At 63.5% G+C, this 14,373-nt stretch carries 14 protein-coding genes and 1 riboswitch; of the genes, 6 read left to right on the top strand and 8 right to left on the bottom strand.

Annotated elements, in window-relative coordinates; translation table 11 throughout:
• Window positions 1–13: 13 nt before the first annotated feature.
• From MRK42_RS12400 to MRK42_RS12420, 5 genes are read right to left on the bottom strand one after another with little or no spacing between them, the layout of a single operon-like run.
• The gene (locus tag MRK42_RS12400) at window positions 14–2,821 is read right to left on the bottom strand and encodes an FAD-binding and (Fe-S)-binding domain-containing protein (protein ID WP_338610214.1); all 2,808 of its coding nucleotides are present in this window, start codon (window positions 2,819–2,821) and stop codon (window positions 14–16) included.
• The gene (locus MRK42_RS12405; protein WP_338610216.1) at window positions 2,821–3,465 is read right to left on the bottom strand and encodes an LUD domain-containing protein; all 645 of its coding nucleotides are present in this window, start codon (window positions 3,463–3,465) and stop codon (window positions 2,821–2,823) included. The genes MRK42_RS12400 and MRK42_RS12405 overlap by 1 nt, the downstream gene beginning before the upstream one ends.
• 1 nt (window position 3,466) lies before the next feature.
• Entirely contained in the window at window positions 3,467–4,903 is a 1,437-nt protein-coding gene (locus MRK42_RS12410; protein WP_338610218.1) for a LutB/LldF family L-lactate oxidation iron-sulfur protein, read from the bottom strand.
• Window positions 4,896–5,687, bottom strand: a complete 792-nt coding sequence (locus MRK42_RS12415; RefSeq protein WP_338612481.1) for a (Fe-S)-binding protein — start codon at window positions 5,685–5,687, stop codon at window positions 4,896–4,898. The genes MRK42_RS12410 and MRK42_RS12415 overlap by 8 nt, the downstream gene beginning before the upstream one ends.
• Before the next feature lie 13 nt (window positions 5,688–5,700).
• Window positions 5,701–7,398 (bottom strand): L-lactate permease, encoded by a 1,698-nt coding sequence (locus tag MRK42_RS12420; protein WP_338612482.1) that lies wholly within the window; start codon window positions 7,396–7,398, stop codon window positions 5,701–5,703.
• Between the two features lie 63 nt (window positions 7,399–7,461).
• Here MRK42_RS12420 and MRK42_RS12425 point away from each other — a divergent pair, with 63 nt between their 5' ends.
• Entirely contained in the window at window positions 7,462–8,439 is a 978-nt protein-coding gene (locus tag MRK42_RS12425; protein WP_338610220.1) for a LysR family transcriptional regulator, read from the top strand.
• A 76-nt stretch (window positions 8,440–8,515) separates the two neighbouring features.
• Window positions 8,516–8,800: a ribbon-helix-helix domain-containing protein gene (locus MRK42_RS12430; protein ID WP_338610222.1), complete on the top strand. Its 285-nt coding sequence runs from the start codon at window positions 8,516–8,518 to the stop codon at window positions 8,798–8,800.
• A gap of 55 nt (window positions 8,801–8,855) precedes the next feature.
• On the opposite strand, the gene MRK42_RS12435 is transcribed toward MRK42_RS12430, so the two are convergent.
• Together MRK42_RS12435 and MRK42_RS12440 are read right to left on the bottom strand one after the other, a co-directional pair.
• Window positions 8,856–9,251, bottom strand: a complete 396-nt coding sequence (locus MRK42_RS12435; protein ID WP_338610223.1) for a glyoxalase superfamily protein — start codon at window positions 9,249–9,251, stop codon at window positions 8,856–8,858.
• Window positions 9,252–9,350: 99 nt separating this feature from the next.
• Window positions 9,351–10,133: an alpha/beta hydrolase gene (locus MRK42_RS12440; protein ID WP_338610225.1), complete on the bottom strand. Its 783-nt coding sequence runs from the start codon at window positions 10,131–10,133 to the stop codon at window positions 9,351–9,353.
• Window positions 10,134–10,251: 118 nt separating this feature from the next.
• Between MRK42_RS12440 and MRK42_RS12445 the strand changes: the two genes are divergently transcribed.
• The 3 genes from MRK42_RS12445 to MRK42_RS12455 are packed head-to-tail and all read left to right on the top strand — an operon-like array spanning window position 10,252 to window position 11,480.
• Window positions 10,252–10,614 carry an MmcQ/YjbR family DNA-binding protein gene (locus tag MRK42_RS12445; RefSeq protein WP_224209390.1) on the top strand — a complete coding sequence of 121 codons (363 nt, stop codon included), beginning with the start codon at window positions 10,252–10,254 and terminating at the stop codon, window positions 10,612–10,614.
• Window positions 10,611–11,087 (top strand): GNAT family N-acetyltransferase, encoded by a 477-nt coding sequence (locus MRK42_RS12450; protein WP_338610229.1) that lies wholly within the window; start codon window positions 10,611–10,613, stop codon window positions 11,085–11,087. Before MRK42_RS12445 ends, MRK42_RS12450 begins: the two co-directional genes overlap by 4 nt.
• 57 nt (window positions 11,088–11,144) lie before the next feature.
• On the top strand, window positions 11,145–11,480 hold the full coding sequence (locus tag MRK42_RS12455) for a DUF3802 family protein (protein WP_201939978.1): 336 nt from the start codon (window positions 11,145–11,147) through the stop codon (window positions 11,478–11,480).
• Window positions 11,481–11,723: 243 nt separating this feature from the next.
• Here the strand turns inward: MRK42_RS12455 and msrA are convergent, their stop codons facing one another.
• Window positions 11,724–12,356, bottom strand: coding sequence for a peptide-methionine (S)-S-oxide reductase MsrA (msrA, locus tag MRK42_RS12460; protein WP_338610233.1), 633 nt, complete (start codon window positions 12,354–12,356; stop codon window positions 11,724–11,726).
• A 269-nt stretch (window positions 12,357–12,625) separates the two neighbouring features.
• Here msrA and argA point away from each other — a divergent pair, with 269 nt between their 5' ends.
• Window positions 12,626–13,954: an amino-acid N-acetyltransferase gene (argA, locus tag MRK42_RS12465; protein WP_042071699.1), complete on the top strand. Its 1,329-nt coding sequence runs from the start codon at window positions 12,626–12,628 to the stop codon at window positions 13,952–13,954.
• Between the two features lie 107 nt (window positions 13,955–14,061).
• A riboswitch (Lysine riboswitch) is annotated at window positions 14,062–14,285 on the top strand.
• Window positions 14,286–14,373: the final 88 nt, after the last annotated feature.

A 14,373-nucleotide genomic window follows, 5' to 3' on the forward strand; every position in this document is an offset into this window, starting at 1 on the left:
GCCGGGGTTTTATTTATTTCGCCGCCTGATCCACCAGATAGAGGATGCTGTGATAGGGAATGCCGGCGTGCTGGCTAAGCCCTATTTCGCAGGTGCGGCTATTGCTGAACCCCTGACGGCAATTGGCGGGTACCTGAGCGGGCAGGCTGGCGAGGGCGGCGGCGTTGAGCTCCGGGGTCATCAGCCCCTTGTCGCCGGCAAAGCCACAGCACTGGATATGCTCAGGCACGATCACCTCGCGGGCACAGGCGCGGGCCACCGCCAGTATCTTCTCCCCGAGCCCCATGCGCCGGCTGCTGCAGGTGATATGGAGCATGACTGTCTCATCAATGGGGGTCAGCTCAAGGTGGGGCAGCAGGTGTTCCAGCACAAAGGCGGAGGGCTCGAACACGCGAGGGCCCTTACCGAGCGCCCCCGAGAGCAACCGCTGCACGCAAGGGCTGGTGTCGAGCAGCACGGGCCAGCGCCCCTGCTCGCTTGCCTGCCACAGGGCCTCGGCCAGCTCAAGACGCTTGGCCTCCGCTACCTCGACCATCCCCTTGCTGTCATAGGGCATGCCGCAGCAGAGCCCCTCAATCCCTTGCGGCACGATGACCCGACAGCCCGCCTTCTTGAGCAGGGATAGCACCACGTCCGGCAGTGACGGGGCATCCTCCTGCTGGCCGAATACCCGGCTCGCGCACGACGGCAGATAGACCACGGTGAGATCCCCTCCAGTGTCCTCGCCTGATCCGCCATGGCTAGCCTCCCCTTGCGGCCACCGGTAGCGGCTCGGCCCCGGCAGGGTCGGCAGCCAGGCGGGGGTACGCTGGCCGCTGATGTTGCGTACTCCGTTCACCAGCCCTGCCAGCGCTTTCTCCCCCAACAGCTTGCCCGCAATGGCTTTGAGGCCGAGGGTCCCGCGGGCCGTGCGGGTGACCCCGGCGAAGTGATCGGCGCTCCAGCGGGCGATGGGCACGAAGCGCTGGTACTTGTCAGTGCGCAGCTTCTTGATGAGCGATCCGGTGTTGATGCCGACTGGGCAGCGATCGGCGCAGAGCCCGGTGGCTGCGCAGGTGTCGATGCCCTGATAGTCAAACAGCCGGGTCAGCTGGTTGGAGGGCTCATCGGCACGATTGCGGCGGGCCAGTTCGCGGTAGAGCACGATGCGCTGGCGCGGCGACAGCGACAGGGTGCGTGAGGGGCAGACCGCCTCGCAAAAGCCGCACTCGATGCACGCATCCACGATGGCATCGCTCGCCGGCATGGGCTTGAGATGGGCCAGGTGGGCGTTGGGGTCATCGTTGATGATGACGCCGGGATTGAGCAGGTTATCGGGGTCCAGCAGCGCCTTGATGCGCCGCATCAGCGCCATCCCCTCCGGCCCCCATTCCAGTTCCACATAGGGGGCCATGTTGCGGCCGGTGCCGTGCTCGGCCTTGAGCGACCCGCCAAAGCGCACCGCGACGAGTTCGGCCACCGCATCCATAAAGGCGCCGTAGCGGGCCACCTGCGCCGGATCGTCAAAGCCCTGGGTAAAGACGAAGTGCAGGTTCCCCTCCAGCGCGTGGCCGAAGATGATGGCCTCACCGTATTCGAAGCGATCGAACAGGGCTTGCAGCCCCGCCACCCCCTCCGCCAGACGCTCGATGGGAAAGGCGACATCCTCGATGATGACGGTGGTGCCTGTGGTGCGCACCGCCCCCACCGCCGGGAAGAGCCCCTTGCGAATGGCCCAGAGGCCGGCGCTGTCGCCGGTAAAAGGCACAGAGGCGACCTGGGCAAACTCGGCCGCCATGGCCGTCACCTGCTCGCTGCGATCCACCAGCTCCTCTTTCGATTCCCCATGCACCTCGACAAGCAAGGCACAGGCAGCCAGGTCCAGCGCCTTGATAAAATCCGGCAGGCCGGGCTTGCCCGCGACCGAGCGAAGGGAGCGTCCGTCCATCAGCTCCACCGCCGCCACCGGGGCACTTTTTAGGCGCGAGGTGGCCAGACACGCCTGCTCGGCGTCCCGAAACACCAGCAGGGCCGAGGCCTTGTGGGGGTATTCTGGCACGGTGTCGAGCACCACCTCGGCGATAAAGCCGAGAGTCCCCTCGGAGCCAATCATCAGGTGGGTGAGGATATCGACGGGGTCTGCATGATCGAGCAGGGCATTGATGGCGTAGCCCGTGGTGTTCTTGAGCCGGTACTTGTGGCGAATTTTGGCGGCAAGCTCGGCGTTCGCCAGCACCTCGGCGCGCAGGGCGGCGAGCCCCGAGAGCAGTTCCGGGCGTTTGGCCGCAAAGGCGGCGCGACTGTGGGGATCGCCACTCTCCAACACGGAGCCATCAGCCAGCAGCAGGGTCATGGCATGCAATGTGTGATAGCTGTTGTGGGCGGTGCCGCAGCACATGCCGCTCGCGTTGTTGGCGGCGATGCCGCCGAGCTTGCAGGCGTTGATGGAGGCCGGATCCGGCCCAATCTTGCGCCCCAGAGGCGCCAGATAGCGGTTGGCATCGGCGCCGATCACCCCGGGTTGGAGGGCGATGCGCGCCCCCTCGTCCAGAATGCGGTGGCCGCGCCAGCTGTCGGTCAGAGTAATGAGCACCGAATCGCTCAGGGCCTGGCCCGAGAGGCTGGTGCCGGCGGCGCGAAAGGTGCAAGGGAGGTGCAATTCGCGGCACACCCCGAGCACGAAGCGTACCTCATCGAGAGAGTCGAGGCGCACGATGCGCTCGGGCACCAGCCGGTAGAAGCTGGCGTCCGTGCCGTGGGCCAGCCGCAGATCCGGGTCGCTCACCAGGCGCTCCGGCGGAATGCGCGAAAGCACGGCGGCATCAAACTGGTTCCAAAGCATCAGCAATCCTCCACCAGCACCACCAGCAGGCGGCTCGGGCCGTGGGCTCCGTAGGCCAGGGTCTGCTGGATATCGGCAGTCTTGGAGGGGCCGGAGACCAGCAGCAGGTTGGTGGGCATGGCCTGCTGCCAGCGCCCGGCCTCTACCAGCCCCACCAGGTTGTCAGCGATGGTGGAGGCCGCCAGCAGGGCGATATGGCAGGGGGGCACCAGGGATAAGGTGCGCGGCTCGCCGCCATCGGGCAGCAACACCAGGGTGCCGGTATCGGCGATGGCGCCCGCGCAGTGGGTGATGCCCGCCTGACAGACGTCAAACAGATCGTCCTTCCAGCCGGCGAACTCCCCCGCCGGGGTCAGCACAGAGCGCCCGGCGCAGGCGGTCGCGACGTCGGCTTGCCAGCGGCCCCCCTGGCCACAGGCCAGATGCGTTATTGCTTCCCCATCCAGCCAGGCGCTCAGATCCCGGGCCAGTGTTTCCTCCTTGACGGTCAGGATCTCGGCGTGGCTGGCGGTGATCATGCCAAGGAAGCGCTCGCGCCGCGCGTTGTCATCTACTCCGCGCCAGGGCTGCCAGCCATGGGGGGCGTGGGCGATGGGGGTGGCGGCGCCGCGCAGGCGGCTTAATATGGCCTCTTTGCTCGACATCTCAGGACTCCTTCTTCTTCTGGCGCAGCAGGGCGTGCAGGCTCTGGGGGGCGGGTTTGGGGGCCTCGCGGCACTGGGTCCAGGGGCCCAAGTGTTTGGGCATCAGCCCCCGCAGCCGACCGGCCACACCGGTCGCGGCGTGGTAGAGGCGCGGGTGGGTGGCGGCAAAGGCAAAGCCCTGCATGGCGAGGGTCTCGAGCCGGCTCCTGGCCGCCCCCTGCCCCGCCAGCGGTTCGTGGCCGGGCTGTGCGTCGTGCTTGGCCTCCCGGCGCAAGCGCTGCAACAGGTCGGGAATGGGGATGCGCACCGGGCACACTTCGCCGCAGGCGCCGCACAGGCTCGAGGCGGTCACCAGATCGCTCGTGCTTTCCAGCCCCAGCAGGTGGGGGGAGATGATTTTGCCGATGGGACCCGGGTAGATGGTGCCGTAGGCGTGGCCGCCGATGCGGGTGTAGACCGGGCAGTGGTTCATGCAGGCGCCGCAGCGGATGCACTGCAGGGTCTTGCGCAGCTCTTCGTCCCGATAGGCCTGACTGCGGCCGTTGTCGAGCAGCACCAGGTGCACCTCGTCCGGACCATCCAGCTCCCCTGCCCGGCGCGGGCCGCTGATGACGTTGAAATAGGTGGTGATGGCCTGGCCGGTGGCCGAGCGGGTCAGGGCGCTGTAAAGGGGCGGCACGTCGGAGAGGAACTCCACCACCTTCTCGATGCCGGTGATGGCCACGTGCACTTTCGGCACAGTCGTGCACATGCGCCCGTTGCCCTCGTTCTCGACGAGACAGAGGCTGCCGGTCTCCGCCACCGCGAAGTTGACGCCGGAGAGCCCCATGCCGGCGCGGCGAAACTCTTCGCGCAGGGCCCGCCGCCCGGTCTGGATCAGTTCGTCCACGTCGGTGGTGGGGGTGAAATCCGCCAGATTGCCGGCGAAGGTGTCGCTCACCTCCTGCTTGTTCTTGTGGATGGCGGGCATGATGATGTGGGACGGGGTGTCGCCGTCGAGCTGGACGATAAACTCCCCCATGTCGCTCTCAAGGCAGCGGATGCCGTGGCGCGCCATCTCGTGGTTGAAACCCACCTCTTCACTCACCATGGACTTGCCCTTGACGATGCTGCTCACCCCGTGCTTTTGGGCGATGCCTAGAATGATGGCGTTGGCCTCGGCCGGCGTCTGGGCCCAGTGCACCCGGATGCCGTTACGCTCACAGTTGGCTTCGAGCTGCACTAGGAGTTCCGGCAGGCGCGAGAGGCAGCGCTGGCGAATTTGCTCCGCCGCATCGCGCACCGCAGCTTCTTCGGCGGGGTCAGCGAAAGCATCCCGCCGCTTGCCGCGCAGGTAATCCATGGCGCCGCGAAAATTCTGGCGCAGCACGGGGTCGGCCAGGGCCGCCTCGGCCTGGGGATGAAAGCGGCGCGGCGAATACTTGGCGTGATCACTCATGATGGGCCTCCTGTTTTTGCGCTTGTAAGCCCTGATCCACCGGCTCGCTATGGGCGAGCAGGAAGCTAGCCAGATGGGTGGCAGGGAGCGTCTTGCCCTGATAGGCCAGGGATCCCTTGATGTTCAAGAGGCACCCCCAGTCGGCGCTCACCAGGGTGTCGGCGCCGGTGGCAAGCAGATGGCGGGTCTTGTCTTCGACCATGGCCTGGCTGATGTGGGGATGGCGCACCGAGAAGGTGCCGCCAAAGCCGCAGCACTCGCTCTCGTAGGCCTGCTCGCTCAGGGTGACCCCTTCGAGTTGCCCCAACAGGCTGCGGGCCGTGGTGTGCACCTGCATCTCGCGCCGGGCCGAGCAGGAGGTGTGCATGACGATGCTTGCCCTCCCCACCCCCTGCCAGCGCACCCGGCAGATCCGGACCAGAAACTCGGTGAGCTCGAACACCCGCTCGCAAAACGCCGCCACCTCGCGGTTCTCGGGAAAGAGGCGGCGGTAGTGATGGTGCATCATGCCGCCGCAGGAGCCCGACAGCACCACCACAGGCCAGGGCTCGGGGAAGAGCGCCATCTGGCTTTGCGCCACCTTGCGCGCCTCCTCCTCGTGACCCGAGGTGTAGGCCGGCTGCCCGCAGCAGGTCTGTTTCTCGACAAAGTGCACCCTTATCCCCTCCCGCTCGATCAGGGCGATGGCATCGAGCCCCGCCACCGGGTCGAACAGGTCCACCAGACAGGTGGCGTAGAGATAGACATCGGCCGGCTTGGCCGGATAGACCCGCATTACCTTCATCACTTGCTCTCCTTTACTTCAACTGCAGCAGTGCGTCCGAGACATGGAAGCTGTACATGAGCGCCAACCCGATAAGGCCGGTGGCCAGCAGGTAGTAGAGGGTCGGCAGCGCCGTCTTGCGCAGCGTCGCCCCCTCACGACCGAGCAGCCCCACGGTGGCCGAGGCCGCCACCACGTTGTGGATGGCAATCATGTTGCCAGCCGCCGCGCCCACTGCCTGTAGCGCCAGCATGGCGGCGGTGGAGACGCCGAGGGTCTGGGCCACCTCGAACTGGAACTGGCTGAACATCATGTTCGACACCGTGTTGGAGCCGGCGATAAAGGCCCCCAGCGCGCCTATGGTGGCGCTGAGCGCCGGGAAGAACTCCCCCACCAGCCCTGCGGCAAAGTTCGCGGTGGTCACCGGCATGCTGGCGAGATCCGCCCCGTTGACGCCGGAGTTGATGAAGATACGCACCATGGGCACGGTGAAAATCAGCACGAAGCCGGCGCCGATCAGGGTGCGGCTCGACTCGCTCACGGCGCGGCCGAGGGGCGCCAGGGCGCGGGCCTGAATGAGGGTGGCGAGCAGGGCGCAGAGCACCAGCAGGCCCCCCGGCAGGTAGAGCGGCTCAATGGAGGCGCTGACCCCCTTCTCTCCCAGCAGATCGGTGAAGGCGAGGCTCACCGACAACAGGCTCGCCTTGAACTCCGGGCTCACCCGGCTCGCCACCAGCAGGAGCGCCAGCGCCACATAGGGGAGCCAGGCCAGCAGCAGGGACATGGGGCGGCCGGCGGCCTCTTTGAGATCGAGCTTGAGGGATCCCAGCCACTCGGCGGGCCACTCTTTTTCGGGAGCGAAATTCCAGGTGTTCTTGGGCACCAGAAAACCGTGGCGCGCCGCCGTCACCACTAGGGCCAGCCCCACCAGGCCGCCGATGAGGGACGGAAACTCGGGGCCAAGCAGCATGCCGGTGAGGGCATAGGGCACGGTGAAGGCGAGCCCCGCGAAAATCGCGAACGGCAGGATGGAGAGCCCTTCGGTCCAGCTGCGGTTGCGGCCGAAGAAGCGGGTCAGCATCATCACCATCAGCACCGGCATCAGGGTGCCGACGGTGGCGTGGATGAGGGCCACGTTGGTGGTCACCTGCTGCAGGTAGATGTCCCAGCTGCTGCCACCGGCGCTCAGGGTGTGGCCGATGGCCTGGTTATCCAGCCCCTTGTTGATGCCCACCAGGATGGGGGTGCCCACCGCACCGAACGACACCGGGGTGGACTGGATCATCATGCCAAGCAGCACGGCGGCGAGCGCCGGAAAGCCGATGGCCACCAGCAGGGGGGCGGCGATGGCGGCCGGGGTGCCAAAGCCCGAGGCCCCTTCGATAAAGGCGCCGAAGCACCAGGCGATGATGATGGCCTGGATGCGCCGGTCCGGCGAGATGTTGGTAAAGCCGCCGCGAATGGCACTGATGGCGCCGGTATGTTTCAGGGTGTTGAGCATCAGGATGGCGCCGAACACTATCCAGAGCACGGTCACCGTGATGATGAGCCCCTGCAGGCTGGAGGCGAGCACCCGGGTCGGGCTCATCTGCCAGCCCCAGAGGGCGATGAATACGGTCAGGATAAAGGCGATGGGCATGGCGCGCTTGGCGGGCCAGTTGAGGCCGACCAGCAGCACGGCGGCCACCACGATCGGCGAGAAGGCCACCAGGGCCAACAGGGTGTCTGTCATCATTGCATCCTTGTCCAGAGGTCGTGCGACGGGCGCACCTTGTTGTTGTTTTGTTAAGCGAACGTGACCTTACCCTGTTCCTTTTTCGCAATATATGGAAATAATGAACAACATTCATTCCAAAAATTGACAAATATGGCCAGTACCGACGACCTCATTCTCTTCGCCCAGGTGGTGGAGGCCGGCTCCTTCAGCAAGGTGGCCGAACAAAATTCCCTGACAAATTCAGTGGTTAGCAAGCGGATTGGGCGCCTGGAAGAGGAGCTCGGGGTGCAGCTGCTCTATCGCACCACGCGCCGGCTCACCCTGAGCGAGGCGGGCAAGGAGCTCTATCTGGGTGCCAAAAATGTGAAGGCCGCCGCACTAGACGCCTTCGATGCAGTGGCGGGATTTGGTGAAAAGGTGAGCGGTCATGTGCGCATGTCGGTGCCCACCATCTCGGGGGAGCTGCTGCTCGCCGACGCCGTGGCCGATTTTTGCCAGCAGCACCCCGGGCTCACGGTGGAGATGTCGCTCGACAACCGCTTCGTCAATCTGGTGGAAGAGGGGTTCGACCTGGTCATTCGCACCGGCTATCTGGATGACTCGAGCCTGATTGCCCGCCACATCCTCGACTCCCAGTGGGTGATCTGCGCCGCCCCCGCCTACGTGCGCCGCTTCGGGGCGCCGCGCGAGCCGTCAGACTTGCTCACCCACAACTGCCTGCGCTACGCCTACCAGAGCACGGGGGCCTCGGAGTGGGCCTTCAAGGGGGAACAGGGGGACTATCTGTTGTCGGTGTCGGGGAGCTTCTCCACCGACAACGCCAGCGCTTTGCGCAAGGCGGCGCTGGGGGGACGCGGCATCGTCTATGTGCCTCGCTGCCTGGTCTATCACGACCTGATGAACGGGGATCTGGTGGATCTCTTCCCCGACCGGGTGGGCAAGAAGCTCGGCATCTACGCCGTCTACCCCTTCACCCGCCAGCCGCCGAGAAAGATAAGGTTGCTCATCGAGCATATCCGCCAGCGCTACCTCGACATCGCCCACTACTTCGTGTGAGCGAACAGGTTGGCGACTTTGACCTGACGAGAGGCCTTGCTTACCATGGCCTCCCCGTTTACCCAGGAGGCGCCCCATGTGCACCGTTTTCTCCGGCCAGGATCCCTACAACTACACCAGCACCACCCGCTCGGTGCGGATCTGTGGCCATAGCACCAGCATTCGGCTGGAAAACAAGTTCTGGGATATTCTCGAGCAGCTCTGCCACGCCCAGGGGCGCTCCATGGGGCAGTTTCTCTCCGATCTCTATCAGGAGGCGCAGGGCAACGGCATGGAGATGGGCAACTTTGCCTCCCTGCTGCGCTGCTCCTGCCTCATCTATCTCGAATCCAACCCCGCAACCGCTCGGGACGCCGCCTGAAAAAACGGCCAGAGGATCTCCCTCTGGCCGTCAAGTACATGCTGCCAGTTCAGCGTCAGGCGAAGCGCCCGCTGCGCTCGATAAATTCAATCTTGTAGCCATCGGGATCGGTCACGAAGAAGAACCGGGCCAGCAGGTTGCCCTCGTGCTCCATCGCCTTGACCGGTGCCGGCGTGAGCCCAAGCGCCGTCAACCGTTGATGCGCCGCCTCGATATCCTCCACCGTCACCGCCAGATGACCGTAGCCGCTGCCGTGGTTGTAGGGCTCGGTCTGCCCGTGATTGTGGGTGAGCTCAAGCTCGAAGCCGCTCTTTGCATTGGCAAGATAGGTGAGGGAGAAGCCGTCGAACGGGAAGTGATCCCGCACCTCCAGCTCGAGGGCATCGCGGTAGAAACGGGTGGAGGCATCCAGATCGCGAACCCGGATCATGGTGTGGATGAGTTTGGTCATGTTGGCTCCTTATCAATGGGAGCCACAGGGTAGCGAAGCGCACGGCGGGCCGGGTAGTAGCGGAGTACCACAGCGGCCGGCAACCGCAAGGCGCCCGATTCAGGGGCGCTGGGCGGTGAGAAAAGCCAGAGTGGTGCGGTTGAACTGCTCGGGCTGCTCCACGTTGCAGACGTGACCGCACTGCTCGATCACCATCAGGGAGGCGCTGGCATCGCGGGCCACCTGTTCGCGCACCGGCGCCAGGAACATGTGATCCTCCTCCCCCATCACATAGAGGGTGGGAATGGGCAGGGCGCGCTCGCGGAAATAGCGCATCAGGGGATTGACCTCGGTAGCGAGGCGAAACCAGCGTTTGAACTCCTTCTGGCAGAGCTTGCGCGCCTCGCGCACGAAGAGATTGCGCGACTCCTGATGATGCTGGCGCGGCATGATGATGAAGGCGAACAAGCGGTAGAGCCACATGTAGGGCAGGATATGCTGGCCGAGGCGACCGAGCTGCACCAGCACCCGGGAGCGGATGTCGAGGCGCAGGATGGCGCCGCCCAGCACCATGCTCTTGACCCGCTCGGGGCAGAGCTCCGCCAGATGGCGAATAAGGATGGTACCGAGAGAGATGCCGACGAAGTGGGCGCGGCGGATATTCAGATGATCGAGCAGACGAACGATGTCCTCGGTCACGGCGCGAAAGCTGTAGTGGCCCAGGATCACCTGCTGCAGCTTGTGGGACTGACCGTGGCCGCGCAGATCCAGCAGCAGCACGTTGAAATGCTCGCGATAGGCGCGCAGCTGTCTGAACCAGATGGAAGAGCTGCCGCCCGCCCCGTGCACGAACACCACCCAATCCCGTTCGGGACCCAGCTCGAAGGTCTTGTGGTACAACATCCAATGGGCTCCTTCTGTGATGGGGGGTATACTCGGCAGCGCGCATAGTACCAGAAGCAAGCCCCTGATAGATATGCGCAAACCATGACCAGGATCACCCCTTACGCGAGAACCCACCATGGACCTGACTCACTTGCGCCAGTTTCTGCTCACCCTGCCGGGCGCCACCGAAGACACACCCTTTGGTCCGGAGATCCTGGTCTACCGTATCGCCGGCAAGATGTTTGCGCTGGTGGACTGGCAGGCGGAACCCCTCACCATCAACCTCAAGTGCGAGCCCGAGCTGGCTCTGCTGCTGCGAGAACTCCACCCCGAGGTCAAACCGGGTTGGCACATGAACAAACAGCACTGGAACACGGTCACCCTGAGCAACACCCTGGCCGAGGATCTCTGGCAGGGTTGGGTGCACCACTCCTATGAAAGGGTCGTCGCCGGCTTGCCCAAGGCAAAACGCCCGCAGGCTCCTCAGGCCAAGTCATGACGTCGCAACTTCATATCGTCCCGCTGGGTGAGCAACATATCCCCGCCCTCATTACCCTGTTCGAACAGACGGTGCGCCGCGCCGGCCCCGAGCACTACAGCCCGGAGCAGGTGGAGCAGTGGGCTTTGGGAGCCCATCATCCCGGCTTTGCCAATCAGCTTCGCGAGCACCACGGCTGGGTCGCCTGCTGGGGCTACACGCCCCTGGGTTTCGTCACCTTGAGCCAGGACGGACAGCTGAGCCTTCTTTATGTGAGCGCCGAGCATCAGCGCCAGGGACTTGGCAACCTGCTGCTGACCACGGCGTTGGCAAACGCCCCTCTGCTCGGGCTCAAAGCGGTGACCACCGAAGCCAGCGCCTTCAGTTATGGGCTATTTTTACGACATGGTTTTACCCTGACCGGGATGGAGTGTGTGGAGCGTGGCGGGGTCAGTTTTACCCGATATCGCCTGTTCTGCCGCTTGCCAAGCTAGGTCAAGCCACTAAAATACGCCTGATTTTCGTATTGTTACTGTATTGAGGCTGCACCCATGGTGGTAGAAAGTGATGGCTATATCTCGCTGATCGAGTATCTGGTAGAGCGTTTGGGACTGTTCGAGACCCAACAACAGAGTGAAGGGGGCGAGACCATCGAGGATCTGGTCAGCGGCCGTGTGGCCAGCAACCTGATGGCCATCTGCGAGCAGCATCCCGAGCTCGATCCCAAGGTGCGTTTCGTCATCATGCAGGAAGCGGATGCCGTGGTAGCGGATCTGGAAGAGGTACTCTCGGCCGTCTGGCTGCGCGCCCCGACCCCGGAACAGCAAGCCTTCCTCGAAGAGTTCATCGATCTCATCAAGAACCTGTTTGACAGCGCGATCGCCTGATCCGCGCCTGTTTCACTCTCCTTCGCCAGAAAATGAAAAGGGCCGCCTTGTCAGGCAGCCCTGCTTGCTATCATTTTCAACCCACCCGACCGTTCACTTATCGAGTGGTTCTCAAGGCATGAAATGTGTCTGGACTTTGCATCCGATCCCTGGACGCTAATCAGTTAGTCAGCGGTCGTCGCAGTAAGTTCCAGACTTTGATCTTATATTTTTACTTTTTTTAAAAACCAGCTACCGCTTGCCTCAACGGTTGAGCGACGGCGGCAGGCACACACCAATTCCCCCCAGACCACAGTAGCCATCCGGGTTCTTCTCCAGATACTGCTGGTGATAATCCTCGGCGTAATAGAAGGGAGCATAGGGCTGGATACGGGTAGTAATGGTGCGACTGTCGCCGCTGGCCACCATGGCCTGCTGGAACGCCGCCAGGCTCTGCTGGGCAATGGCCTGCTGGCTCTCGTCACCATGGAAGATAACCGACCGGTACTGGGTACCGATATCGCCCCCCTGGCGCATCCCCTGGGCCGGATCATGTTGCTCCCAAAAGAGCTTGAGCAGGTCGCCGTAGCTAATCACCTTGGGATCAAACACCACCTGCACCGTTTCGGCGTGGCCGGTCAGGCCGCTGCACACCTCTTTATAGGTGGGATTGGGGGTCAACCCGCCCTGATAGCCGGCGGCAGTAGAATAGACTCCCGGCTGCTGCCAGAACAGACGTTCGACACCCCAGAAGCACCCCATGCCAAACCAGGCGATCTCCATCCCTTCAGGCCAGGGGCCCTGAGTCGGGTGACCGTTCACCGCATGTTGCTGGCCAATCACCATCGCCTCGCGGCGGCCCGGCAGCGCATCTGCCGGCGAAATAATCTGTTCCATGAACCCTGTCCTTGTATAAAACCCTGTGTCATCGCACAGCTGACGAAAAGGAATATCGAAGATAACAGTTTATCGCCCCGGATCAACCAGAGCTCCCCCTGCATAATCCAGCGATGGCTCACCCCCTCCTCTTCACCAGCCGCCAAGGCAGCTGAACAAGGGAAACAACGGCGGGACCAGAAACCCCACAAATCAATATTTAATCTTGATTTGTGAATTTATTTTCATATATTGAGCGAATCGCTGTTTTTTTATGGAAGATCCCTCAAGTGCGTGAACGCGAACCCAGTCTGGTCAATGCTTTCCGGCAATCCACCCCCTATGTCAACGTGCATCGGGGTGCCACCTTTGTCTTGATGATCGGGGGCGAGGCCATCGCCCACCCCAACTTTGCCAATATCGTCAGCGATATCGCCCTGCTGCAGACCTTAGGGATACGCCTGGTGCTGGTGTTCGGTTCACGTCCGCAAAATGACGAGGCGCTGGCCCGCGCCGGCATCGACGCCCAGTACCACAAGCGCACCCGGGTTACCGATGACGAGAGCTTCGCCCTCATCAAACAGGTGTGCGGCGGCCTGCAATATGACATCACGGCCCAGCTCTCCATGGGGCTGGCCAACACCCCCATGCAGGGGGCACGCATCAGCGTGGTGAGCGGCAACTTCGTCACCGCCCAGCCGCTCGGGGTGGATGACGGCATCGATTTTTGCCACAGCGGCCGGGTACGCCGCATCGACGTGGAGGGGATCTCCCGCCAGCTGGATCAGAAAAGCCTGGTGCTTATCTCCCCCATCGGCTGCTCGGTCACCGGCGAGAGCTTTAACCTCAGCTCCGAGGAGGTGGCGCGCCGGGTGGCAGTGGATTTGAAAGCGGACAAGCTCATCTGTTTTAGCAGCACCCAGGGGGTGATGGACAGACACGGTGAGGCCATCTCGGAGCTCTTCCCCGAGCAGGCCGAAGAGCTATTGGTGGAGCTGGAACAGGCGGGGGCCGAGATGTCGGGTACCGCCCGTTATCTGCGCGCGGCGATTGCCTCCTGCCGTGGCGGCGTGCCCCGCTCCCACCTGGTGAGCTACAAGGAGGACGGCGCCATGTTGCAGGAGCTGTTCAGCCGCGACGGTCTCGGTACCCAGATAGTGCGCGAAAGCGCCGAGCAGGCCCGCGCCGCCACCATAGAGGATATCGGCGGCATTCTCGACCTCATCCGCCCGCTGGAGGAGGAAGGGATCCTGGTGCGCCGCTCCCGCGAGCAGCTGGAGATGGAGATCGACAAGTTCACCATCATAGATCGCGATGGTCTCATCATCGGCTGCGCCGCCCTCTACTGCTTCCACGAGGAGGCGATGGCCGAGATGGCCTGCGTCGCCATCCACCCCGACTACCGCAACTCCAATCGCGGGGATCAGCTGGTGGCCAAGGTGGCCGAGCGGGCCAAGCGGCTCGGGATCCGCAGCCTGTTCGTGCTCACCACCCGCTCCATCCACTGGTTCCGGGAACGGGGTTTCGAACCGCTGGAGGTGGAAGAGCTGCCGGTGGCGCGCCAGCGCCTCTACAACTGGCAGCGCCGCTCCAAGGTTTTGTCAAAGAGCATTGCGTAACTTGTTGATTCTGCGTTTGGTTGAAGACTAATTTGAACTTTTTCACAAACTCGATTGACAGTGTAATCCAACGCAGGTTATTTCTAATTGTACTCCACCGCCACGGTGGAGCCAGAAGAGGAGCGCTGCCCAGGCAGCCCGAGGGAGGACGCCAGAGTCCGGTGAACTTGGGTCAGGGGGAGCAGCGCCGAGATGGACGAGGTAACTGGATGCCTCGCTGTCGGCTGCGGGGGCTGAATCCCCCGGGTTGTCATCGGTAGTGGTCATCCCCCACCGCGCTCTCACAGGGCGGGTACGGGATGGGCTCTGCGGATGGAGTGCTTCTGGCCGGGATAGCTTCGATCATTCCTGCCATTTTCAGCCTCCTCCTCTCTTTTTGCCCGATGGAACCGGATTTTTATATTAAGACAGGAGTACGC

The organism is Aeromonas sp. 19NY04SH05-1, assembly GCF_040581895.1.
GTDB classification, from domain to species: domain Bacteria; phylum Pseudomonadota; class Gammaproteobacteria; order Enterobacterales; family Aeromonadaceae; genus Aeromonas; species Aeromonas enteropelogenes.